19 protein-coding genes and 1 pseudogene are annotated in these 21,087 nt (G+C 64.8%); 8 read left to right on the forward strand and 12 right to left on the reverse strand.

Going from position 1 to position 21,087, the window contains the following annotated elements; all coding sequences use genetic code 11:
* Window positions 1–164: 164 nt before the first annotated feature.
* Both AC0L3X_RS24165 and AC0L3X_RS24170 read right to left on the reverse strand, forming a co-directional pair.
* Window positions 165–1,085: an amino acid ABC transporter substrate-binding protein gene (locus AC0L3X_RS24165; RefSeq protein WP_354131633.1), complete on the reverse strand. Its 921-nt coding sequence runs from the start codon at window positions 1,083–1,085 to the stop codon at window positions 165–167.
* A 12-nt stretch (window positions 1,086–1,097) separates the two neighbouring features.
* Window positions 1,098–2,393, reverse strand: coding sequence for a dicarboxylate/amino acid:cation symporter (locus AC0L3X_RS24170; protein ID WP_166074360.1), 1,296 nt, complete (start codon window positions 2,391–2,393; stop codon window positions 1,098–1,100).
* 210 nt (window positions 2,394–2,603) lie between these two features.
* On the opposite strand from AC0L3X_RS24170, the gene AC0L3X_RS24175 reads away from it, so the two are divergent.
* The 5 genes from AC0L3X_RS24175 (at window position 2,604) to AC0L3X_RS24195 (ending at window position 7,932) form a co-directional block, all read left to right on the forward strand.
* Window positions 2,604–3,605: an NADP-dependent oxidoreductase gene (locus AC0L3X_RS24175; protein WP_063980688.1), complete on the forward strand. Its 1,002-nt coding sequence runs from the start codon at window positions 2,604–2,606 to the stop codon at window positions 3,603–3,605.
* Window positions 3,606–3,841: 236 nt separating this feature from the next.
* Window positions 3,842–4,651, forward strand: coding sequence for a cysteine rich repeat-containing protein (locus tag AC0L3X_RS24180; RefSeq protein ID WP_063980687.1), 810 nt, complete (start codon window positions 3,842–3,844; stop codon window positions 4,649–4,651).
* Window positions 4,652–4,778: 127 nt separating this feature from the next.
* Window positions 4,779–4,994 (forward strand): hypothetical protein, encoded by a 216-nt coding sequence (locus AC0L3X_RS24185; RefSeq protein WP_028148322.1) that lies wholly within the window; start codon window positions 4,779–4,781, stop codon window positions 4,992–4,994.
* Between the two features lie 188 nt (window positions 4,995–5,182).
* Window positions 5,183–6,322: an FAD-dependent monooxygenase gene (locus AC0L3X_RS24190; RefSeq protein ID WP_063980686.1), complete on the forward strand. Its 1,140-nt coding sequence runs from the start codon at window positions 5,183–5,185 to the stop codon at window positions 6,320–6,322.
* Entirely contained in the window at window positions 6,319–7,932 is a 1,614-nt protein-coding gene (locus AC0L3X_RS24195; protein ID WP_473316883.1) for a benzoate-CoA ligase family protein, read from the forward strand. Before AC0L3X_RS24190 ends, AC0L3X_RS24195 begins: the two co-directional genes overlap by 4 nt.
* 163 nt (window positions 7,933–8,095) lie before the next feature.
* On the opposite strand, the gene AC0L3X_RS24200 is transcribed toward AC0L3X_RS24195, so the two are convergent.
* Window positions 8,096–8,608 (reverse strand): MarR family winged helix-turn-helix transcriptional regulator, encoded by a 513-nt coding sequence (locus AC0L3X_RS24200; RefSeq protein ID WP_063980684.1) that lies wholly within the window; start codon window positions 8,606–8,608, stop codon window positions 8,096–8,098.
* Window positions 8,598–9,230, reverse strand: coding sequence for a maleylacetoacetate isomerase (gene maiA, locus AC0L3X_RS24205; protein ID WP_063980683.1), 633 nt, complete (start codon window positions 9,228–9,230; stop codon window positions 8,598–8,600). The genes AC0L3X_RS24200 and maiA overlap by 11 nt, the downstream gene beginning before the upstream one ends.
* Before the next feature lie 209 nt (window positions 9,231–9,439).
* On the opposite strand from maiA, the pseudogene gtdA reads away from it, so the two are divergent.
* Window positions 9,440–10,479: pseudogene (gtdA, locus tag AC0L3X_RS24210) on the forward strand (gentisate 1,2-dioxygenase).
* Window positions 10,480–10,601: 122 nt separating this feature from the next.
* Here gtdA and AC0L3X_RS24215 read toward each other — a convergent pair.
* The 4 genes from AC0L3X_RS24215 to AC0L3X_RS24230 are packed head-to-tail and all read right to left on the reverse strand — an operon-like array spanning window position 10,602 to window position 14,620.
* Window positions 10,602–11,420, reverse strand: coding sequence for an ABC transporter permease (locus AC0L3X_RS24215; RefSeq protein WP_063980681.1), 819 nt, complete (start codon window positions 11,418–11,420; stop codon window positions 10,602–10,604).
* Window positions 11,413–12,186, reverse strand: a complete 774-nt coding sequence (locus AC0L3X_RS24220; RefSeq protein ID WP_063980680.1) for an ABC transporter ATP-binding protein — start codon at window positions 12,184–12,186, stop codon at window positions 11,413–11,415. The genes AC0L3X_RS24215 and AC0L3X_RS24220 overlap by 8 nt, the downstream gene beginning before the upstream one ends.
* A gap of 16 nt (window positions 12,187–12,202) precedes the next feature.
* The gene (locus AC0L3X_RS24225) at window positions 12,203–13,207 is read right to left on the reverse strand and encodes an ABC transporter substrate-binding protein (protein WP_063980679.1); all 1,005 of its coding nucleotides are present in this window, start codon (window positions 13,205–13,207) and stop codon (window positions 12,203–12,205) included.
* A gap of 45 nt (window positions 13,208–13,252) precedes the next feature.
* Entirely contained in the window at window positions 13,253–14,620 is a 1,368-nt protein-coding gene (locus AC0L3X_RS24230; protein ID WP_063980678.1) for an FAD-dependent oxidoreductase, read from the reverse strand.
* 110 nt (window positions 14,621–14,730) lie between these two features.
* Here AC0L3X_RS24230 and AC0L3X_RS24235 point away from each other — a divergent pair, with 110 nt between their 5' ends.
* A complete protein-coding gene (locus AC0L3X_RS24235) occupies window positions 14,731–15,615 on the forward strand; it encodes a LysR family transcriptional regulator (RefSeq protein WP_063980677.1) in 885 nt (294 codons plus the stop codon).
* A 44-nt stretch (window positions 15,616–15,659) separates the two neighbouring features.
* Here AC0L3X_RS24235 and AC0L3X_RS24240 read toward each other — a convergent pair whose 3' ends face one another.
* Together AC0L3X_RS24240 and AC0L3X_RS24245 are read right to left on the reverse strand one after the other, a co-directional pair.
* Complete coding sequence (locus tag AC0L3X_RS24240) at window positions 15,660–17,696, reverse strand: methyl-accepting chemotaxis protein (protein WP_231143802.1); 2,037 nt, start codon at window positions 17,694–17,696, stop codon at window positions 15,660–15,662.
* A gap of 17 nt (window positions 17,697–17,713) precedes the next feature.
* Window positions 17,714–18,703, reverse strand: a complete 990-nt coding sequence (locus AC0L3X_RS24245) for a TRAP transporter substrate-binding protein (protein ID WP_231145451.1) — start codon at window positions 18,701–18,703, stop codon at window positions 17,714–17,716.
* Window positions 18,704–18,902: 199 nt separating this feature from the next.
* Between AC0L3X_RS24245 and AC0L3X_RS24250 the strand changes: the two genes are divergently transcribed.
* On the forward strand, window positions 18,903–19,151 hold the full coding sequence (locus tag AC0L3X_RS24250) for a hypothetical protein (protein ID WP_231143801.1): 249 nt from the start codon (window positions 18,903–18,905) through the stop codon (window positions 19,149–19,151).
* 23 nt (window positions 19,152–19,174) lie between these two features.
* Here the strand turns inward: AC0L3X_RS24250 and AC0L3X_RS24255 are convergent, their stop codons facing one another.
* Window positions 19,175–20,095, reverse strand: coding sequence for a TonB family protein (locus tag AC0L3X_RS24255; RefSeq protein ID WP_063980675.1), 921 nt, complete (start codon window positions 20,093–20,095; stop codon window positions 19,175–19,177).
* Window positions 20,096–20,156: 61 nt separating this feature from the next.
* On the reverse strand, window positions 20,157–20,957 hold the full coding sequence (locus AC0L3X_RS24260) for an enoyl-CoA hydratase-related protein (protein WP_063980674.1): 801 nt from the start codon (window positions 20,955–20,957) through the stop codon (window positions 20,157–20,159).
* Window positions 20,958–21,087 lie beyond the last annotated feature (130 nt).

Raw genomic sequence — 21,087 nt, forward strand, 5'->3', positions numbered from 1 at the left:
CGCGCCAAAAAAACCCCCCCCGGGGGGGGGGGGGGGCGCCGCCCGCCCCCCCCCCCCCACGGGTGAGGGGTCTCTCTCCTCAACGTAGATTTAACGTGCGGATAGAGACCCCTCATCCGGCGCTTCGCGCCACCTTCTCCCACAAGGGGAGAAGGAAGTAAGCGCTAATTATTCGCGCTGGCGGAATCGTCCATCGCCTTGAACGCTTCCTCCAGCTGCAGGGAGATCGGCACGTTCAGGCGTTCGCCGGTGGGCAGCCGCGCGGTGAACCATTTGTTGTAGAGTGGAACGAGATCGCGATTGGAGCCGAGCTTGCGGAAGGTGCGGTCGACCACCGCCGTCAGCTGAGGCTCACCCTTCCTGAACATGATGCCGTAGGGGTCATAGGACAGGTAATCGCCGGTGACGCGGAACTTGTCCTGCGCCTTGTGGCGCGCGATCAGGCCGGAGAGCAGGATGTCGTCGGTCGCGAACGCATCGGCCTTGCCGTCGACGAGCATCTGGTACGACTGCTCGTGATCCGGCGACGTGACGATGTTGAGGCCGAGCGAAAGCTTCTTGTCGGCCGCCTGGATCGCCTGCTCGTTGGTGGTGCCCTTCGTCACCACCACGGTCTTGCCCTTCAGATCGGTCAACGACTGGACCTTTGACGCCTTCGGCACCATCAGCTTGGTGCCGGCGACGAACATCAAAGGCGAGAACGCGACGCGCTTGCCACGCTCGGCATTGGCCGTGGTCGAACCGCATTCCAGGTCGATCTTGTTCTGGAGCACGGCGTCGATGCGGTCGTCCGAGGTGACCTTGACGTAGTCGATCTTCAGATCGGGATCGTCGACCTCGACGCCGATCTCCTCGACGATGGCCTCGCAGAGTTCGAGGCTGTAGCCGATCGGGCGGCCTGACTGGTCGAGGAAGGAGAACGGCGGCGAGCTTTCGCGATAGCCGAGCCGCACGGTGTGCCTGTTCTTGATGGCCGACAGCGTCGGGCTAAGCCCTTCGCTGCCGCCGGTCTGGGCGGAGGCGCCGGTTGCCAGCAGGCACGCCGCCAGCAACAGGCCACCCGATATCGCCGTTGAAAGGCGCATGATGCACTCCCGTCAATGGCCGGCCATCGCGGGCAGTTCGCCCGGAACCATGTCCGGCGTCGTCGCTTCGCCGGGTCCGAGCTCGTGCTCGGGCCCGAGCTCACCTTCCCACTTCGCGACCACGGCGGTCGCGAGCGAATTGCCGATGACATTGGTGGCGCTGCGTCCCATGTCGAGGAACGTGTCAATGCCCATGATCATCAGCAGGCCTGCCTCGGGGATGCCGAACTGCGACAGCGTCGAGGCGATCACCACGAGGGATGCGCGCGGTACGCCGGCAACGCCCTTGGAGGTGATCATCAACGTCGCGAGCATCGCCAGCTGCGTCGCGAGCGACATCTCGATGTGGTAGGTCTGCGCGATGAAGATGCTCGCGAAGGTGCAGTACATCATCGTGCCGTCGAGATTGAAGGAGTAACCGAGCGGCAGCACGAAGCTCGAGATCCGCGACGACGCGCCGAACTTGGTCAGCCCCTCCAGCGTCTTCGGATAGGCCGCTTCCGAGCTCGCGGTGGAGAACGCGATCATCAGGGGTTCGCGGATCAGCTTCAGCAGATGGCTGTATCGCGGCCCGATCACCATAAAGCCGACGATCATCAGGATGACCCACAGGATCCCAAGCGCGAGATAGAAGCCACCCATGAAGACGATGAGCTTCCACAGCACGCCGAGGCCGTTCTTGGCGACAGTGGCCGTGATGGCGGCCCATACCGCGAGCGGGGCGAACAGCATCACATAGCTCGTCACCTTGAGCATGATGTGAGCGACGTCGTCGATCATTGCCAGGATCGGCTTCGACCGTTCGGGCATCGAGCCCATCGCCACCGAGAAGAACACGGCGAAGATCACGATCTGCAGGATCTCGTTCTGCGCCATGGCGTCGGCGATCGAGGTCGGGATCAGATGGGTCAGGAATTTTTCGATCGAGAAGGCCGAGACCGGCAAGCCGGTCGATTGCCCCGCCTGCGGCAGCGTGCCGGGGAAGTTCGCGCCGGGCTGGAGCAGATTGACCATGACGAGGCCGAGCAGCAGCGACACGAAGGACGCGCTGACGAACCAGCCCATGGTCTTGGCGAAGATGCGCCCGAGCCGCGAGCCGCTGCCCATATGCGCGATGCCACCGACCAGCGTCGCAAACACCAGCGGCGCGATGATCATCTTGATCAAGCGCAGGAACATCATGGCGATCAGGTTGATGGAGGAAGCCCATTCGGCTCTGGTGTCAGGCAGGAAGTTGAAGATCGCCGCCCCCATGACGATGCCCAGCACCATCGCGGCCAGAATGTATTGCGTAAACTTGTTCGACATCGCTTACCCCCACCTACACCGGCGCTTCATGATGTCGCAGATATGACGACGACGCAACACGCTTGGCGTGCTCGCGCGATGGCCTGATGTTCCCGTTGCGAAACGGGTCGGCGCGATCTAGCCTTCATGCAGCGCACAACGAATGCGGCTTGCACGTTTTCTTTGCGGCGGCTGCATCCATAATCGTCAAGCAAACGAAGAGGAAACGCCATGAGCAGCAGCATCAATCGCCAGATTCTTCTGGTCGAAAAGCCCAGCGGCAAGCTCGGTGCCGAGCACTTCAAGATGGTCGAGGGTGCGATGCCGGAGCCGAAGGACGGCGAGGCCTTGCTGCAGGTGCGTTACATCTCGCTCGACGCCGCCAACCGCGCCTGGATGCATGGCGCGACCTATCGCTCCGCGGTCGAGGCCAACAGCGTGATGGCCGGCGGCGGCATCGCTGAGGTCGTCAGCTCGAAGGCGCCGGGGCTGGCTGCCGGCGACATCGTGTTCGGCGACACCGGCTGGCAGGAGTTTGCCGCGGTGCCGGCAAAGCATCTCACGAAAATGCCGAAGCTCGAACCGATGACGCATCTGCTCAGCGTGTTCGGCATCGCCGGCCTCACCGCCTATTTCGGCCTGCTGGAGATCGGCAAGCCCAAAGAGGGCGAGACCGTCGTGGTGTCCGCGGCGGCCGGCTCCGTCGGCTCGATCGTCGGGCAGATCGCCAAGATCAGGGGATGTCGCGTGGTCGGCATCGCCGGCGGCGCAGACAAGTGCAACTGGCTGACCTCCGAGCTCGGCTTCGATGCCGCCGTCGACTACAAGGACGGCGCGGTGTTCAAGGCCCTGCGCGCGGCGGCGCCAAAAGGCATCGACGTCTATTTCGACAATGTCGGCGGCGACATTCTGGAAGCCTGCCTGCCGCAGATGAACAATTACGGCCGCATCGCCTGCTGCGGCGCGATCTCGCAATATGACGGCGCACCTGCCGCGCACGGCCCGCGCGGCGTGCCCGGCCTGATCGTGGTGAAGCGGCTCGTCATGCAGGGCTTCATCGTGATGGACTACATGAAGGAGAGCCAGCGCGCGCTCGCCGACCTCCAGGGCTGGGTCGCATCCGGCAAGCTGAAGGTGCAGGAGGACATCATCGACGGATTGGAGAATACGCCGAAGGCGCTGATCGGATTGCTGGCGGGAGAGAACCGCGGCAAGCGCATGGTCAAGCTCTGACGCCGTATTGTTTGAGCATGATCTCCGCGCCAACGCGTTCCGCGTTTGTCGCGAGGGAAAGCCGCGGCACACTTTTCCGGATCATGCTCTGGTTACGTCGCAATTGCGCCCGTATAATCTACTTGCGGTAGAGGCCGAGGCAGCCAATGATGCTGCACGCGGCATCACCCGCAATGATTGCTTGCATTACATTTAAAAATCGTCGGCGTGACCGACAGGGCAGGGAATTTACCCAAATGTTCAACACGTTGAAACACGCGTCAACGCGTCGCGCGCTGCTGGCGGCAACGCTCTTCGCAACTGCAACAGGCGCATTCGCGCAAGCGCCGACCGAGGCTCAGAAGAGCGCCATCCGTTCCGCATGCCGCTCGGACTTCATGGCACACTGCGCGAGCGTCACGCCCGGTGGCGCGGAGGCGTATCAATGTCTCCAGAAGAACATGTCCAGCCTGTCATCGGGATGCCAGACCGCGGTTCGCGCGGTCGAGCCCGCTGCGGCGCCGAAGACTGAAGCTGCGCCCGCCAAATCTGAACCGGCAAAGACCGAAGCGGCCCCCGCCGCCGGGGCGAAGCCCGCCGCCGCAGCCGCTCCGAAAGCGGCAGCGTCAAAGCAGCCGAGCAGCACGCAGATTGCCGCGGTCAAGAGCGCGTGCCGCGCCGATTATCCCAAGGTGTGCGCCAGCGTGCCGCCGGGCGGCGCCCCCGCCCTCGAATGCCTCGAGAAGAACAAGGCCAAGGTTTCGCCGGCCTGTGAGAAGGCGGTGAGCGCCGCAACCGGTGGCGGCAGCGCTGCTGCGACAGCAGCACCTGCGGGCGCAGCTCCTGCGGCAGCAGCACCGGCGGCGGCGCCGGCCGTGATCGTTCTGCGCCCGCTACGGCCGCGCGAAGAACTGTTCATCGTGCGCTCGGCCTGCGGTGCCGACATCCGCACGCTCTGCGCCGGCGTCGCGCCGGGCGGGGGCCGCATCGTGCAATGCATCTCCAGCAATGCCGCATCACTGTCGCCCGCCTGCAAGGAAGTGCTGGCGCCATTCGCGGCGCGATAAGCGGCGCGGGATTGCGCGCCAAGCGCGCGACCACGATCGGGCGCGCGCGAATGAATTTTCGCGCGCCGGCCGCGACAAACCCTTTGCAAGTAACCGATTTCGATCACGACAAGACCGGGAGAAAGACATGCGTTCATTTCTGCTTATTGCTGCCGCGCTCCTCGCCTTCGGCGCGAGCATGACCTTTGAGTCTACCGATGCCAACGCGGTGGTGTGCGCCCGGGGCGTCTACCGCGCCGGCTGTGCCGGGCCGAATGCGGCCGTCGTGGTGCGCAAGCCGGTTCCCGCGGTCCGCTGTACCAGGGTGCTGGTGAACGGCGTCTACGTGAAGCGCTGCGTCTGACCCCGGATGGCCAAGCCCGCGCGGTTTGGTTATGGTTCGCAACGTCACTGCTTCGGACACGCGCCAGACGCGTGTCCGGGAGTAAGCTTCGGCGCGCCTCGCCTTCGATAATTCCGCTGGCGTGGAAAGCCGGAGCACATTAGTCTACCCCTAGATAGTAAGTATACTGTCAATTAGGGAGGCAGACGTTGCGGATCGCCGTGATTGGCGGGGGGCCCGGTGGGCTCTATTTCGCCTATCTCTGGAAGAAGCGTCATCCCGAGGATCAAGTCGACCTGTTCGAACAGAACCCGGCCGACGCGACCTGGGGCTTTGGCGTCGTGTTCTCCGATCAGGCCCTGGAATTCCTGCGCGCCGACGACCCCGAAACGGTCGATGCGATCGCGCCGCATATGGAGAGCTGGGAGAACATCACGCTGAACCTTCACGGCGACAGCGTCGCCATCGACGGCGTCGGCTTCTCCTCGATCGGCAGGCTGGAGCTCCTGCAGTTCCTCCAGCAGCGCGCGCTCGACGCCGGCGTCACGCCGCGCTTCGACACGCAGATCCACGCCATCGACCAGCTCAACGGCCACGACCTGATCGTCGCGGCCGACGGGCTGAATTCGCTGGTGCGGCGCGCCTATGAGGGCGATTTCGGCACGTCGCTGTCCTACTCCTCCAACAAGTTCGTCTGGTACGGGACCTCGAAACGCTTCGACACGCTGTCGCAGACCTTCGTGAAGACGGACCGCGGCGCCTTCAATGCCCATCACTATCGCTACTCCCCGACCATGAGCACCTTCCTGGTCGAATGCGACCACGCGACATGGCAGGCCTATGGCTTCGCCTACAAGGATGCCGAGCAGTGCAAGGGCGTCTGCGAGGAGGTCTTTGCCGACACGCTGGGCGGCCACTGCCTGGTCTCCAACAAGTCGGTCTGGCGCAACTTTCCCTGGGTCTGGAACGAGCACTGGTCGTTCAAGAACATGGTGCTGCTCGGCGACGCCCTGCACTCGGCGCATTTCTCCATCGGCTCGGGGACGCGGCTCGCGATCGAGGACGCCATTGCGCTGGTCAAGGCGCTGGAGTCGGATGCGCATCTGTCGACCGCGCTGCACCGTTATCAGGCCGCGCGAAAACCGGTGGTGCAGAAGCTCGTCAATGCCGCGCGCACCTCGGCCTTCTGGTACGAGCACTTCGCCCAGCACATGCAGCTCGGCCTGATGGACTTCGCCTACAGCTACATCACCCGCTCCGGCCGTATCGACGACCCCCGGCTGCGCGCGATGTCGCCCGCCTTCATGACGCGCTACGAGGCCGAGAAGAACGGCGGAGATGCCGCATGAGCAGCGAGATCCGCGACCAGGTGCCCGCTGACGGCCCGGGCGCCCGTGAAATCGGCTTTGCCATTCCGCAAACCTACAATGCCAGCCGCGTGCTGTTCGACCAGCTCGCCAAGGGCCGCGGCGACAAGCCTGCGCTGATCGGACCCGCGGGGACCCGCAGCTATTCCGAGCTTTGCGCGGAAACTTGCCGCTGGGGCAACGGTTTCGCGTCGCTTGGCCTGAAGCGCGGCGACCGCGTGCTGCTGTTCCTCGACGATACCCCGGCCTATCCGGCCGCATTCTTCGGCGCGGTGCGCGCCGGCTTCGTGCCGCTCCTGATCAACACGCTGACGCCGCCGGACCTGCTGCAATTCTATCTCGCCGATTCCGGCGCCGCGGTCGCGGTGGCGGATGCCGAATTCGCGACGCGCTTCGATGCGGAGGCCTGCGCGGCGACCTGCCTGCGCACGCTGATCGTCGTCAACGGCGACGCGCGCGGCCACGCCGCGCCTGCTGCGATCGCGGCGCCAGGCTGGCTCGCGCAGTTCCCGGCCGAGCTCGCGGAAGCGGACACCCATCGCGACGAGATGGCGTTCTGGATGTACTCCTCCGGCTCGACCGGCCGGCCCAAGGGCATCGTGCATCTCCAGCACGACATGGCCTACAGCGATGCCGCCTTTGCGCAGAACGTGCTGAAGCTGACGCCCGGCGACATCTGCTTCTCGGTGCCGAAGATCTTCTTCGCCTACGGTTTCGGCAACTCCGTCACCTTCCCGTTCTCCGCGGGTGCCGCGACGCTGCTGCTGCCGGGCCAGCCGAAGCCTGCATCGATCTTTGCCGCGATCGAGCAATACAAGCCGACGGTCTTCTTCGGCCTGCCGACGCTGTACACCTCACTGACCAAGGCGGAGGGGGCAGACAAGACCAACTTCTCGTCGCTGCGCATGTCGCTTTCGGCGGCCGAGGTCCTGTCTGCGGACGTCTTCAACGGCTGGAAGACGCTCACCGGCCTCGAAATCGTCGAAGGCCTCGGCTCGACCGAGGTGCTGCACATCTACCTCTCCAACCGCCCCGAACAGAAGAAGCTCGGCGCCGCCGGCCTGCGCGTGCCAGGCTACGAGGTCGCACTGCGCGACAAGGACGGCCGCGACGTCGCCGACGACGAGGAAGGCATCTTGTGGGTGCGCGGCGGTTCCAACACGCCGCTGTACTGGAACCGGCCGGACAAATCCGCCGAGACCATCCGCGAGGGCGGCTGGATCTACACCGGCGACCGTTTCGTGCGCGATGCCGACGGCTTCCACTTCTTCCGCGGCCGTGCCGACGACCTCATCAAGATCTCAGGCCAGTGGGTCTACCCGCTCGAAGTCGAGCTGTGCCTCGCCGACCACCCCGACATCCGCGAATGCGCCGTGTTCGCCGCCGAGCTGCCGGACCGGCGCATGACGCTGAAGGCGGTCGTGGTGATGAACAACCGCGCGACCGATCAGAATGAGGCGACGCGGCGGCTGCAGGATTACGTCAAGGGCAAGCTGCTTCCCTACAAGTATCCGCGCGAGGTGATCTTCATCGACGAGCTGCCGAAGACGGGGACTGGGAAGATTGACCGGCAGGCGTTGTTGCGGATGTAGCAATCCCAAACTCGCTGTCATCGCCCGCGAATGCAGGCGATCCAGTATTCCGAGGCGGTTGTGATTGAACCGAGAAGCCGCGGCGTACTGGATTCCCCGCTTTCGCGGGGAATGACAGCGGAGATAAAGGCGACAGCGTCACCGCATCCGCCGACCATCCCGCTCACCCCGCCTTCCCCATATGCTCCAGCGCGTCCTCCGCGCGCAGCGGCACGCGCGAGGCCTCGTTGTTGAGGTCGACGAGCTGCACCAAAAGCCCCATCAGCGCCTTGCGGTCGGCGGGTTTCAGCGGCTCCAGCATCCGCGCCTGGGCGCGCTCGACGGCGGGGATGATCTCGCGCAGGATCGCGGCGCCCGATTTCGTCAGATAGAGCAGCTTGATCCGCTTGTCTTCGGGTGCCGGCTTGCGTTCGATAAAATCCTTGGCCTGCAGCCGCTCGATCACGCTGCCGAGGGTCGAGCGGTCGAAGGCGATCACCGCCGACAGCCGTGTCGCGTCGATGCCGGGGTGGGTGTGAATCGCGATCAGCGCCGCATATTGCACCGGCGTGAGATCGAACGCCTTGCACTCCTCCATGAAGATCGAGACTGCGATCTGCTGCATGCGCCGGAACAGATAGCCCGGCGCGGCATAGACCGCGTCGATCGTGATCGGAGGGGCGGGCTTACTCGGCATCGGGCTGCTTCTCCGGCGCGGCGTTTGCGAAGGCCGGCAGCGCCTTTGCCGCAGCCTCCGCCTTCAGCAGCCGCGGATAGGTCGACACATCGACGCCGAAGCGGCGGGCATTGGCGAGCTGCGGCACCAGGCAGAGATCGGCGAGCGTCGGCGCATCGCCGAAGCAGAACGGCCCCGGCTCGTCCCTGATCAGCGTCTCGCAGGCCGACAGCCCCTCGCGGTTGACCCACGCCGCCCAGTCCTGGACCTTCTCCTCGGCGAGCCCAAGCTCGCGCAGCCGCGCCAGCACCTTCAAATTCTGCACCGGGTGGGTGTCGCAGGCGATCGCCAGCGCGAACGCCCTCACCTTCGCGCGCCGCAGCGGATCCTTCGGCAGCAGCGGCGGATTGGGATGCGTCTCGTCGAGCCATTCGATGATGGCGACCGATTGGGTCAGCACCGCTCCCGCATCGTTCTCCAGCGTCGGCACCAGCCCTTGCGGATTGATGGCGAGATAGGCGGGCGCACATTGCTCGCCCTTGCGAAGATGATGCGGCAGGTGCTGGGCGCCGAGGCCCTTGAGGTTCAGCGCGATCCGCACCCGATAGGCGGCGCTGGAGCGGAAATAGCCGTGCAGCTTCATCGGAACCCTCCCTGTATTTTGTTCGTCATTCCGGGGCGACGCGTTAGCGTCGAGCCCGGAATCCATAACCACGATCGGGAGTATGGATTCAGGCCTCGCGCCTTTCGGCGCGCCCCGGAATGACAGCGGCTTTGTAGGCCGTTCGTCACGTTGACGCTACCTAGATCGTCAGTATACTGTCAATCAACAAAACGAACGGGAGCCGCACCATGGAAGCCGTGACCAAGACGCCGGAACGCGAGGCCTTCTACAAGAAGATTGACGGCGAAAACCTCACCGCGCTGTGGACGGTGATGAGCGATTTGATCACGCCGGAGCCGAGGAGCGCCTGCCGGCCGCATCTGTGGAAATTCGACGTCATCCGCGACTACATGACGGAAGCAGGCCGACTGATCACGGCCAAGGAAGCCGAGCGGCGCGTGCTGGTGCTGGAGAACCCCGGCCTGCGCGGCCAGTCGAAAATCACGACCTCGCTCTATGCCGGCGTGCAGATGGTGGTGCCCGGCGACGTCGCGCCCGCACACCGCCACAGCCAGTCGGCGCTGCGCTTCGTGCTCGAAGGCAAGGGCGCTCACACCGCGGTCGACGGCGAGCGCACGCGATGGAGCCCGGCGATTTCATCATCACGCCGTCGATGACCTGGCACGATCATTCCAACGAGACCGACCAGCCGATGTTCTGGCTCGACGGCCTCGACATCCCGCTGGTGCAGTTCTTCGACTGCTCCTTTGCGGAAGGTTCCAAGGACGACCAGCAGAGGATCACAAAGCCCGCCGGCGACAGCTTTGCGCGCTACGGCCACAATCTGCTACCGGTCGACGTGAAGCGATCGTCCAAGACCTCTCCGATCTTCAGCTATCCCTATGCCTACACCCGCGAGGCGCTGGAGAAGGCACGCGCGAGCCAGGAGTGGGACGCCTGCCACGGATTGAAGCTGAAATTCAGCAATCCCGAGACCGGCGATTTCGCAATGCCGACCATCGGCACCTTCATCCAGTTGCTGCCGAAGGGTTTCAAGACCGCACGCTACCGCGCGACCGATGCGACGGTGTTCTGTCCGATCGAGGGCAAAGGACGCAGCCGGATTGGCGATGCCGTTTTCGAATGGGGCCCGCGCGATCTGTTCGTGGTGCCGAGCTGGCAGTGGGTGACGCACGAAGCCGAAGACGACGCCGTGCTGTTCAGCTTCTCGGATCGCCCGGTGCAGCAGAAGCTGGATCTGTTTCGGGAAGATCGCGGGAATGCGTGAGCCGCCGGTTTCGTAGGGTGGGCAAAGGCGCCCTTGCGCCGTGCCCACCACACTTCAGCGACTGATGAAGAGATGGTGGGTACGCTTACGCTTTGCCCACCCTGCAGTCGCGCGGGTTGCGGCTACCGCCAGTGCAGCAACCGCGTCTCCAGCCAGCCGATCACCTTCCCCACCACAAGCCCGAACACCGACAGGATCACCACGCCCGCGAGCAGCTGGTCCGTCTGCATCAGATTGCCGGCCTGAAGCACGAAGGCGCCGATGCCATACTGGGCGCCGATCATCTCGGCACTGACGACGAGCAGCAGTGCGACAGACGCGGTGATGCGGAAGCCGGCGAGGATGGCGGGCAGCGCGCCGGGCCAGATCACCTTGCGCACGATGGTGGCGAAGGGAACGTTGAAACTCTGCGCCATGCGGATGAGGTTGCGCGGCACCGCATCGACGCCGCTATAGACCGAGATTGCGGTCGAGAAGAACACGCCGAGCGCAATGGTCGCGATCTTCGGCTCTTCGCCGATGCCGAGCCAGAGAATGAGCAATGGCAGAAGTGCGATCTTCGGGATCGGGAACAGCGCCGAGATGAAGGTGATGCCGACGCTGCGCGCAAGCCGCGACAGGCCGATGGCGAAGCCGACCGCGACGCCGGCCGCCGTTCCCAGCACCCAGCCGACGCCGATGCGCAGGATCGAGGCCGACAGATGCTGCCACAGCGCGCCTGACATCGCGAGCTCGTAGATCGCGCGCGCGATCGCAGCCGGCGCCGGCAGGAACAGCGGATTGACGAGCCCGGCGCTGCCGGCCGCCTGCCAGATCGCGATGACGAGGGCGAGCGCGATCCAGCCGCCGAAGCGGCTGCTGGCGGGCACGAAGCCGGCGCCGCGAAAACGGACGCGCCGCGTCGTGTCGTCCTTCGCAGACGTCCCCGCGCGATCAAGCATGCTGGACCTCGCGCTCGGCGTCGATCGCCTCGTTGCGGATCAGCGACCAGATCTGGTTCTGAAGCGCCAGCAGCTTTTCACGCGCAGCGATCTCGCCGCGCTCGGTGCGCGTCATCGGTACGGCCACGACTTCGCGAATACGGCCCGGCCGCCGCGACAGCACCACGATGCGGTCGGCGAGCCGTGCGGCTTCCTCGAGATTGTGGGTGACATAGACTGCGCCCATGCCGCCATCGGCGAGCAGGCGGACGAAGTCTTCCATCAAAAGTTCGCGGGTCTGCGAATCCAGCGCCGACAGCGGCTCGTCCATCAGCAGGATGGCGGGCTTGACCGCAAGCGCGCGCGAAATGCCGACGCGCTGGCGCATGCCGCCGGAAAGCTGCTTCGGATAGGTTGTGCGAAAATCGGTCAAGCCGGTGCGGCGCAGGGCATCGTCGACCAGCGCGCGGCGCTGCACGGCCGAGAGCTGGGTATGCAGCAGCGGGAATTCGACATTCTCCTCCACCGTCGCCCAGGGCAGCAGCGCGAAATCCTGGAACACGAAGGTCAGCGGATTGAGACTGTCCGCCGGCGGCGATCCGCGCAGCTCGGGCGCGCCCGACGATGGCTGCAACAGTCCGCCGAGAATCGACAGCAGCGTGCTTTTGCCACATCCCGAAGGCCCGACGATCGCCACCACCTCGCCGGCACCGACGGTGAAGGAAACGTCGTCGAGCACGGCGAGGTCACCGAAGCGATGGCTGATGTGGTTGGCGATCAGGTCCATAAGCTGCGTTCTACTCTCAATCCGCCTTCACAAAATCCTTGGCAATGATCGTGTTCACATCAAAGCCCTTGTCCGCGAATCCCTGCTCTTGGAGCCATTTGATCTGGTTGTCGACGTTCTTGACGTCCAGCTTGCCGTCGGGATCGATATAGGCGCAATTGCCGACCACCTGCTCGACCGGCAAATTGGTGTATTTGGCGATGATCTCCAGCAGCGGCCTGGTCTTGTCGTTGATGGGGGCGACGCCGTCCTTCATGGCTGCGAGGATGACGTCGTGATATTCGCGGTCGGCTTTCGCGAGCACGCCGAGAAATTTCGTCACCAGCACCTTGTTGGTCAGCGTCTTCGGCGAAGCGAACACTGCGCCGAGCTGCCACGGCGTCTCGTCGCCGACCCATCCCAAAAACTTCGCGCCGCCTTCGTCCATCAGCTTTCGCGCGGTGGAGATCGGCAGCAGCGCCGCATCGACCGTCTCGCCCTTCAAGGCGGCGGCCGCGTTCGACAGCGATTGCAGCGGCACGATCTTCACGTCGGCGAGCTTGAAACCGTATTTGTCGGCGAGCAGCCCCAGCGAATAGTGGAAGGACGAGCCAACCTGCGTCACGGCTACGCGCTTGCCCGCGAGGTCCTTCGGCGTCTTCAGCCCGGCGGCATAGGCGTTGTTGCTGGCGAAATAGCCGATCAGGGGATAACCGGCCTTCTCTCGGCTCATGCCGCCGATCACTTTCAGCGTGCCCTTGCCGGCGAGATTGTAGAGACCGGCGGTGAATGCGGTGACGCCGAAATCGACGTCGCCCGATGTGGTCGCCACCGCGATCGGCTGCGCCGCATCGAAGAACTTCAGCTCGACGTCGAGACCGGCCTCGCGGAAATAGCCCTTGTCCTGCGCAATGAAGACGGGCGCGGACGACGACAGGCGGAGCACGCCGACCCTGGCCTTCAGCGCGTCTTCGGCCCGGGCCGTGCCCATCGCTGTGATCGCCATCAGGCCAGCCAGTGCGAGCCGCGCAATCCCGATCATTCCGTCTCCTCCGTCGTCGTTCTCTCGGTCGTAATGTTACAACCGTCACAAACCTTCAGGCACGGGCTGGTCCCGCCCGATGAAGGCGCCCTGTTGTTTCAACGTTTCCTGTAATTTTTCAATGGGGATATCGCGCGGGATGCGGTTTCCTGAGAGCGCGAGCGCCGCGGCGGAACCGGCGGCCTCCCCCATCACGAAACAGGCACCGGACACCCGCGCCGCCGACTGGCCCTCATGGGTCATCGAGGCGCAGCGGCCGGCGACGAGGAGATTGTCGACGCCCTCGGGCACCAGCATCCGGTAAGGCAGCTCGTTATAGCCGCGCGATTCCGGGATTGGCGGGAACGTGAAGACGACGTCGCCGGGAACATGGGCCTCGATCGGCCAGCCATTGACGCCGATGGAATCCGCGAACGAGGCGCAGCCGAGCACATCCTCGCCGCTGAGCTGGTAGCCGCCCTTGATGCGGCGGGTCTCGCGGATACCGAGCTGCGGCGGCAAATCGACGATGTAGGACTTTTCGAAGCCCGGCACGGTGCTGCGCAGGAACTCGAATGCGGCCAGCGCCTGCTTGCGGCCCTCGATCTCGCCGCGGGTGAGGTCGTCGGGCTCGATGCCGTTGATGGCATGGCCGTCCTCACGCGCCACTTGGGTGAAATTCACCCGCCATTCGATGCCTGATTTCTGCGGCCGCACGATTGCGCTCTTGCGCGGGAATGTGTGGGTGCCGGCGGCGATCGCCTTCTCCATCAATTGCGGGATGGTGCGCCAGGCATCGCCAGCCTTCTCGGGATCGATGCCGTTGAGGCGGAGCATCATCGAGGGGTACATCGGATGGCCGTGCTCGTCACCGAGCTCGAAGGGCGCCCCGGCCCAGACCGCGAGGTCGCCGTCGCCGGAGCAGTCGATAAAGATCTCGGCGCGGACGGCCTGCCGTCCGGCCTTGGTCTCGACCATCAGCGCATCGATGCGGCAGTTGTCGCCCATCACGACGCCGGCACCGAGCGCATGGAAGAGGATGTGCACCTTGTGGCTGGCGAGCAGCTCGTCGGCCGCGATCTTGTAGGCCGCGGTGTCATAGGCCTGGGCGAAGACCTTGCCGAGGATCAGGTGCGGTGCGTTGAGGCCGTTCAAATGATCGATCCGCGCCAGCAGATCGGACGCCATGCCCTGTACCAGCCGGTGGGCCTGGCCGTAGACATTGCCATGCAGGCCGCAGAAATTGGTGACGCCGGCAGCCGTGCCCATGCCGCCGAGGAAGCCGTAGCGCTCGATCAGCAGCGTCTTTCGTCCCGCGCGCGCCGCTGACGCCGCCGCCACGATGCCGGCGGGTCCGCCGCCGAGAACGACGACTTCATATTCGCCGTAGAGCGGCACCTGGCGTGCCGGTTCTTCGATCATCATGGCCCGCATGCGCGTCCGCTCCCAAAATCTCTTGCTTGAAGCCGACTATGAATTAACGCAGGGCGAGCTACAATCCACCAAAATACGCGATCAGCTTTCTCGAATCGAGAAAGGTCGACATGGACATCCTGGTGAACCTTCAGGCCTTCCTCGCCACCGCGGATACGGCCGGATTCTCCGCCGCCGCGCGCAAGCTCAATGTCTCGACCTCGGTCGTGGCCAAGCGCGTCACGCAACTGGAGGCGCGGATCGGCGCGCCGCTGTTCCATCGCTCGACCCGGCAATTACGCCTGACGGAAGCCGGCCAGCGCTATGTGCATCGCGCCCGCAGTGTCGTCGCCGATGCCACCGACCTGCTCTCGCGGATGGGCGAGAAGGGACACGATCTCGTCGATCACCTCCGCATCAAGGCGCCGACCTCGCTCACCGTGGCGCGCCTTGCCGACGCCTTCAGCGCCTTCCAGACGCAGAACCCGCGATTGAAACTCGAGATCGTGCTGATCGACCGCCCGGTCGATCCCGTCACCGAAGGCTTTGACATCGCCATCGGCGCCTTCCCTCATTCCTTCGGCGGTGTGGTCGACGAGCCGCTGTGTCCGCTGAAGCGGCTGCTCTGCGCCTCACCGGCCTATTTGAAGAAGCACGGCGCGCCAAAGCACCCGCGCGACCTTGTCGACCATCGCTGCCTCAGCTTCCTGCCGACGGGACCGGAGTGGATCTTCGACGGCCCGCGCGGGCGCATCAGCATCCAGGTCAGCCCGCTGCTCTCCTCCAACGAGGGCCATGTGCTGGCGCGCAGCGCGATCGCCGGCAACGGCATCGCGCTGATCTCCCATTATCTCGTGGCGGATGCCCTGCGCGACGGTACGCTCAAGCCGGTGCTGCGCGACTTTCCAATTCCCGAGCTGTGGGTCAAGGCCGCGATCCCCGAGCGGCGGCGCAACGCCGCCGCGGTGCAGGCGCTCTTGCGCGAATTGAAGAGCGCGCTGCTACCGGTGCTGTAAGGCCGCCTCGTTCGCCCCCGTGGCGTCCCCGGTTTTCCCGGGGTTCAGGCCGCCGAGCGGATGGTGTGGAGGAAATCGTCGACGTTCGACCTCATCGAATCCGCCTGCTGCTTCAGGGCGGCTGCGACCGTCAGGGCGGCTTCGGCGCCGGCGTCGGTCTCGCCTGCCACGGCGCGCACCTGCCCGATTTCCTGCGTCACCGCCGAGGTGCCGTTGGCCGCCTCTTCGACGTTGCGCGCGATTTCGCCCGTGGCCGCGCCCTGCTCTTCGACGGCCGCGGCAATCGCCGTGGCGATGTCGGCCATTTCCTTGACGGTGGAGCCGAACTGCCTGATCGCCTGAACCGATTGGCCGGTCGCACTCTGGATCGTCGCGATCTGGCTGGCGATCTGCTCGGTCGCCTGCGCCGTTTGGGTGGCGAGACTCTTGACCTCGCTGGCGACGATCGCGAAGCCCCGGCCGGCGTCGCCGGCGCGCGCCGCTTCGATGGTCGCGTTCAGCGCCAGCAAATTGGTCTGGCTGGCGATGGCCTGAATCAGCTGAATGATGGTGCCGATCTTCTCAGCCGCATCCGACAGCCCATGCATCAATTCTGAGGTGCGGTTGGTCTCGTCGGTCGCCCTGTTCGAGACCGCGACGGAGCGGTGCACCTGGCTCGAGATTTCACGGATCGAGGCCGCGAGTTGCTGGGTGGCGGAGGCGACGGTCTGCACATTCATCGATGCCTGCTCGGCGCGGGTCGCGACCGCTTCGGCGAGCCCGCGTCCGCGTTCGGCGACCTTTGCCAACTCCTCGGCGCTGCGCCCCATGTCGTCGGCACGGCCGCCGACACCGGAAATGACTCCCTGCATGCCCTGCTCGAAGCGGCCGGCAAGATCCGACATCATGCGGGCGCGGTCAGCCTCGCTGGCTTCGCGCTGTGCCGTCGCCTCGCCTTCCATGCGGCGAACCGCCAGCGCGTTTTCGCGGAACACCTCGACGGCGCGCGCCATGCGGCCGATTTCGTCGCGCGAGTCGCCGCCGGGGATCGGCTCATCGAGCTCGCCCGCCGCCAGCGATTGCATCCGGTCGGTCATGCTGCGAATCGGACCGGACACGCTGGCGCCGATCAACCACGCCAGCACCGCTCCCAGCAGCAGCGCGCCGGTCGCGGTCGCGATGACGGTCTGCTTGGTCTGATCGACCGCTGCCGCGGTCTTGTCGCCCTGCTCGGCGCGCACAGTGCCGAGCTTCGCGTTGATCTTGTTGACGTGGTCGTCGATGGCCGCACTGGCCTTCTTCAATTCGGCCTGCCTGGCGCGCAGATCGGCGGCCACCTTGATGACCTCGTCCAGCGCGGCCGCGTCGGCAGTGATCGCGGTCTTGAGCGCGGCGACCAGCGCCTTCAGTTTGGCGTCGTTCGCCCCCGCCAGCTCAGCCTCGGTGTCCGCGATCGCCAGCTGGGCGTAGGACAAGGCCTGCTTGGCGTCGTCGGCATCGCCCGTCGACAAAGTGGAGCCATAGCGCATCACGGTGATCCGCAGTGCGTCAACGACGCCGGCCAGACGCATCGGGTTGACCAGCCGTTCCGCGTCTTCGGACCGGTTGGCGAGCGCAACCTGAATGCCGCTGACATTGAGGCCGGCGGCTGCACCCTGGGCGTCGGTTTTCGTGGTCGCGGCGCGCAGCCGATCCGCCGCCTCCGCTGCCGCGGTGAACGACGAGCGATAGGTTTCCAGCGCGGTCTTGACCGGGCCGATGCCTTCCGCGATCGCTTGCAGCTTGCCGAACTGCCGGTCGACCTGATCGGCCAGTTTGCCGACGCCGTCGATCGCCTTGGCCGCGGCATCCTTGTCGCCGACATTCCAGGTTCGGATGAATTTCTCGACCGCCGAGTTCGCCTCCAGAAGCGCGGCCCGCGCCTGTGACATGCCGGCGTCGCCGGCAGCGCTGGTCACGAGCTCATTGACCGTTCCGCCGATCCGCTCGACCTGGACCATGGCGAAGCCCCCGAGCAGGACCAGAAAGCTGAGAACCAGCGCGAAGCCGCCGAACACGCGCGGACGAACGCCGACGCGGGACATCATGTGCGATAATTTCATGGCAAATCCGAAATTCTTCAACGGGTGGAGCGGATGGCGGCGAGCAGATCCTTGCCGAACCGCTTCTCGAATTCCTGATCGAGCGGTTTGACCGCGTCGACGAACGGCTGGCGATCGAATGTCTCGATGACGTCCATGCCGCCGCTACGCACCTGCTCGAGCGACGCGGCATCGAGCTTCGCCTGCCAGGTCGCCTCCGCTCCCTCCTTCGCCAGCGCGATCAGCATGGCCTGGTCGGCCGGCGGAAGCTGTTCGAACATGGCACGGTTGGCGACGAATGCGATCGGCGCGAAGAAGTGACCGGTCAGCGTGAGGTATTTCTGGACTTCGTAGAGCCGGGAGCCGGCGATGGTCGGCACCGGATTTTCCTGCCCATCGAGCCGGCCGTCCTTCAGCGCGGTATAGACCAGCGGAAATTCCATCGGGACCACTTCGGCGCCGAGCGCCTTGAACGTCATCTGGTAGATCTCGTTCGGAATGACGCGAATCTTGAGCCCTTTGATATCCTCGGGCGAGCGAACCGGCCGTTTGGAATTCGTGACGTTGCGAAATCCCTGTCGGCCGATCGCCAGCAGCGTCAGCCCCTTGTCGGCGAATTTAGTGGCGATCGCCGCGCCGGCCGGACCTTGCGCCACGGCCTTCGCGTGGGCTGTGTCGCGGAACAGGAAGGGAATGTCGAACACGCCAAGTTCGGGGACGACCGAACTGACCACAGACCCCGACAGCACCGCCATATCGACCGAGCCGGCCCGGGTCGCCGCCAGGATGGCGTTCTCGCTGCCGAGCGCGTTGGTGGCCCGCTCGTCGATCACGATGCGCTTGCCGGCCGACGCCACCAGCTTCTGGCGAAACTCATCGGCTCCGATTTGCTGCGGGCTCCCCAGCTGGGAATTGAACGCCAGAGAGATCAATCGCGGTGAAGCGGCAGCCGATTGCAGAACCAGCAGCCCCGCCGCCGCGGCGACGATCGATCCGGCTTTCCAAAGTCCCAAAACTTGTCTGTGCATTCGACACCATGGCGTGACAATTGTCGTAACCCTAATGGCGGGGAATGATTGAACCCTTAAGGAAGGCCCCGCGGAATTACGGAGATTCGCCTCGATCCGCCGCCGACGAGATTTGGGACAGAGGTCCGATGCAGATGGTATCGGATTGCTATGTGATAATGAGTGGTTCGGGGGAATGACGATGGGATCAAGGATAAACGTGGCCGCCGCCATCGCGATCGGCATCATGGGCGGTACGGCCCCGGCCCGCGCCGAGGTCGCGCAATGCCGGCTCATACAGGCCAAGCCGGAGCGCGAAGCGTGTTACCAACGTCAGGAAGCCGCGCTGGCCGCCAAGCGCAAGCCGGAGCCGAGCGCGGAAAGCAAGACGCTCGAATCGATGCGCCAGATGCGGCAGGACGACGATGCCGTCTATCGCAGCATCAACAACATCTGCCGCGGCTGCTGAGATCGCAACCGAGCTCAAGGCGCCTAACGTTCCGACTGATTTCGATAGATCAGTGAGATCACGAAGGCCTCGATCGACCTGCTGCCGGGAGGCAATGGCGGGAACGGTTGTGCCTGCCTAAGGGTATTGAGCGCCGCCTCATCCAGCATGGCCGAGCCTGAGCTGGTTTTCACGCTGCTCGCCGCGAGCAATCCCCAGCGGGTGATGCTGAATGCAAGCTCCGCCACCCCTTCGACCCTGTCGCTGACGGCCTGCCGCGGATAGGACTTTTCGATTTGCAGCCGCGCAACCAACATGCGGCCGTATTCATCGATGGATTTCACACCTGCGCCCTTCGCCGCGCGCACATTGTCACGCGCCAGCGTGCTGCGGCCGTCGCTCGGGTCACGCTTGAGCAACCGGTCATAGTCCGCGATCGCGAGATCGAATGCCTTTTTCCGGCTGTAAGCCCATGCGCGATCCGCATAGGCGTCCCCGGAACGAGGATCGAGCTTGATCGCCCGTGTCATGTCGGCGATCCCAGCATCGAACTGTCGCAGCAAAACGTATCTCCGCCCCCGGGACAACAGGCGCGATGGCGCCGGATCAAGCCGGAGCGCCGCATCGAAATCCTTGAACGCGGCGTCATCTTCGAGACGGTACCAGTGCAGGAAACCGCGATGCATGAAGGCGTCAGCATTCCCCGGATGATTTGCAATCGCTTCGTCGAAATCGGTCAAGGCATGTGCGAAGTCGTCCTTGTCAAAATAGGCATCGGCGCGGCGGGCCAGCAGTCGGGATCGGCTCTCCTTGTTCTTCTCCTGATCGAGCAGTCTTGTGCAGATCTCGATGCGTATGTTGGAGGCAACCTTCTCGTCATTGCAGACGACGCTGTCATCGGAGCTTGCATGACCGGGCCAGATTGCGACGAGCAACGGCAGTGCAAGAATGAACTTCCGACGCATGACCTCTCAGCCCCCACACTCTCGATAGTGGTGGCCATCCAGCACATCGCCGGAGCAAAATCTACCCTTGGTTGCTCCAACGCCCCGCGCGCTTTTCGGCGAACGACGCTAGGCCCTCCGCCGCCTCCGCGCTCTGACGCTTGACCGAATGCAGGTGCACGAGCCGCTTGTACGCGGCATCGTCCACCGCCATCCCGCCAAACGAGCTCTCCAGCGCGAGCCGCTTGGTCTCGGCCATCGCCTCCGGTCCGTTGGCAAGGAGCTGCTCGACCACCTTGGCGCCGGCAGCCTCCAGCTCGGCGAGCGGGACGACCTCGTGGACGAGGCCGATGCGGCGGGCGTCTTCGGCGCCGAAGCGTTCGCCTGTCAGCGCGTAACGGCGGACTTGCCGTACACTAATGGCATCGCAAAGCTGCGGGATGATGATCGCGGCGGTCAGCCCCCAGCGCACCTCCGTGATCGAAAACAGCGCATTGTCCGCCGCGATCACGACGTCGCAAGCGGCAATCACGCCGGTGCCGCCGCCAAAACAGCCGCCCTGTACCAGCGCGATGGTCGGGATTGGCAAGGTATTGAGCCGCTGCACGGCCTCGAAGGTCGCCCGCGACGCCGCCTCGTTCGCCTCAGCCGATTGCGGCCGCACGCCGTTGATCCATTTGAGGTCGGCGCCGGCCTGGAAATGCTTGCCATTGCCCCGGAGCACGACGACGCGAAGGTTGGACTTCCTGCCGAGATCGTCCATGGCCGCGAGCACGCCTGCGATCAATGCGCCGTCATAGGCATTGTTCACTTCAGGCCGGTTCAACGTGACGGTCGCAACCCCACGCTCATCGAGGGTCCACAGGACGGGGTTGGCAGTCATCGGCGATCCTCCGGTCATCTTGTTTGCCGCCCACTATGGCTGAGGCAACTCATCCCGATCCATATCTTTCCGGCGTAGGGCGGCCGCGTCCATCGCATGGCGGCTTGTGTCATGCTGCTGCCGGGCGACA

It is taken from the genome of Bradyrhizobium sp. MI1.7, assembly GCF_055811795.1.

Coding starts and splice junctions, on each gene's coding strand:
- AC0L3X_RS24165 (WP_354131633.1), bottom strand. CDS start 1,085: ATGCGCCTTTCAACGGCGATATCGGGTGGCCTGTTGCTGGCGGCGTGC.
- AC0L3X_RS24170 (WP_166074360.1), bottom strand. CDS start 2,393: ATGTCGAACAAGTTTACGCAATACATTCTGGCCGCGATGGTGCTGGGC.
- AC0L3X_RS24175 (WP_063980688.1), top strand. CDS start 2,604: ATGAGCAGCAGCATCAATCGCCAGATTCTTCTGGTCGAAAAGCCCAGC.
- AC0L3X_RS24180 (WP_063980687.1), top strand. CDS start 3,842: ATGTTCAACACGTTGAAACACGCGTCAACGCGTCGCGCGCTGCTGGCG.
- AC0L3X_RS24185 (WP_028148322.1), top strand. CDS start 4,779: ATGCGTTCATTTCTGCTTATTGCTGCCGCGCTCCTCGCCTTCGGCGCG.
- AC0L3X_RS24195 (WP_473316883.1), top strand. CDS start 6,319: ATGAGCAGCGAGATCCGCGACCAGGTGCCCGCTGACGGCCCGGGCGCC.
- AC0L3X_RS24200 (WP_063980684.1), bottom strand. CDS start 8,608: ATGCCGAGTAAGCCCGCCCCTCCGATCACGATCGACGCGGTCTATGCC.
- maiA (WP_063980683.1), bottom strand. CDS start 9,230: ATGAAGCTGCACGGCTATTTCCGCTCCAGCGCCGCCTATCGGGTGCGG.
- AC0L3X_RS24215 (WP_063980681.1), bottom strand. CDS start 11,420: ATGCTTGATCGCGCGGGGACGTCTGCGAAGGACGACACGACGCGGCGC.
- AC0L3X_RS24220 (WP_063980680.1), bottom strand. CDS start 12,186: ATGGACCTGATCGCCAACCACATCAGCCATCGCTTCGGTGACCTCGCC.
- AC0L3X_RS24225 (WP_063980679.1), bottom strand. CDS start 13,207: ATGATCGGGATTGCGCGGCTCGCACTGGCTGGCCTGATGGCGATCACA.
- AC0L3X_RS24230 (WP_063980678.1), bottom strand. CDS start 14,620: ATGCGGGCCATGATGATCGAAGAACCGGCACGCCAGGTGCCGCTCTAC.
- AC0L3X_RS24235 (WP_063980677.1), top strand. CDS start 14,731: ATGGACATCCTGGTGAACCTTCAGGCCTTCCTCGCCACCGCGGATACG.
- AC0L3X_RS24240 (WP_231143802.1), bottom strand. CDS start 17,696: ATGAAATTATCGCACATGATGTCCCGCGTCGGCGTTCGTCCGCGCGTG.
- AC0L3X_RS24245 (WP_231145451.1), bottom strand. CDS start 18,703: ATGCACAGACAAGTTTTGGGACTTTGGAAAGCCGGATCGATCGTCGCC.
- AC0L3X_RS24255 (WP_063980675.1), bottom strand. CDS start 20,095: ATGCGTCGGAAGTTCATTCTTGCACTGCCGTTGCTCGTCGCAATCTGG.
- AC0L3X_RS24260 (WP_063980674.1), bottom strand. CDS start 20,957: ATGACTGCCAACCCCGTCCTGTGGACCCTCGATGAGCGTGGGGTTGCG.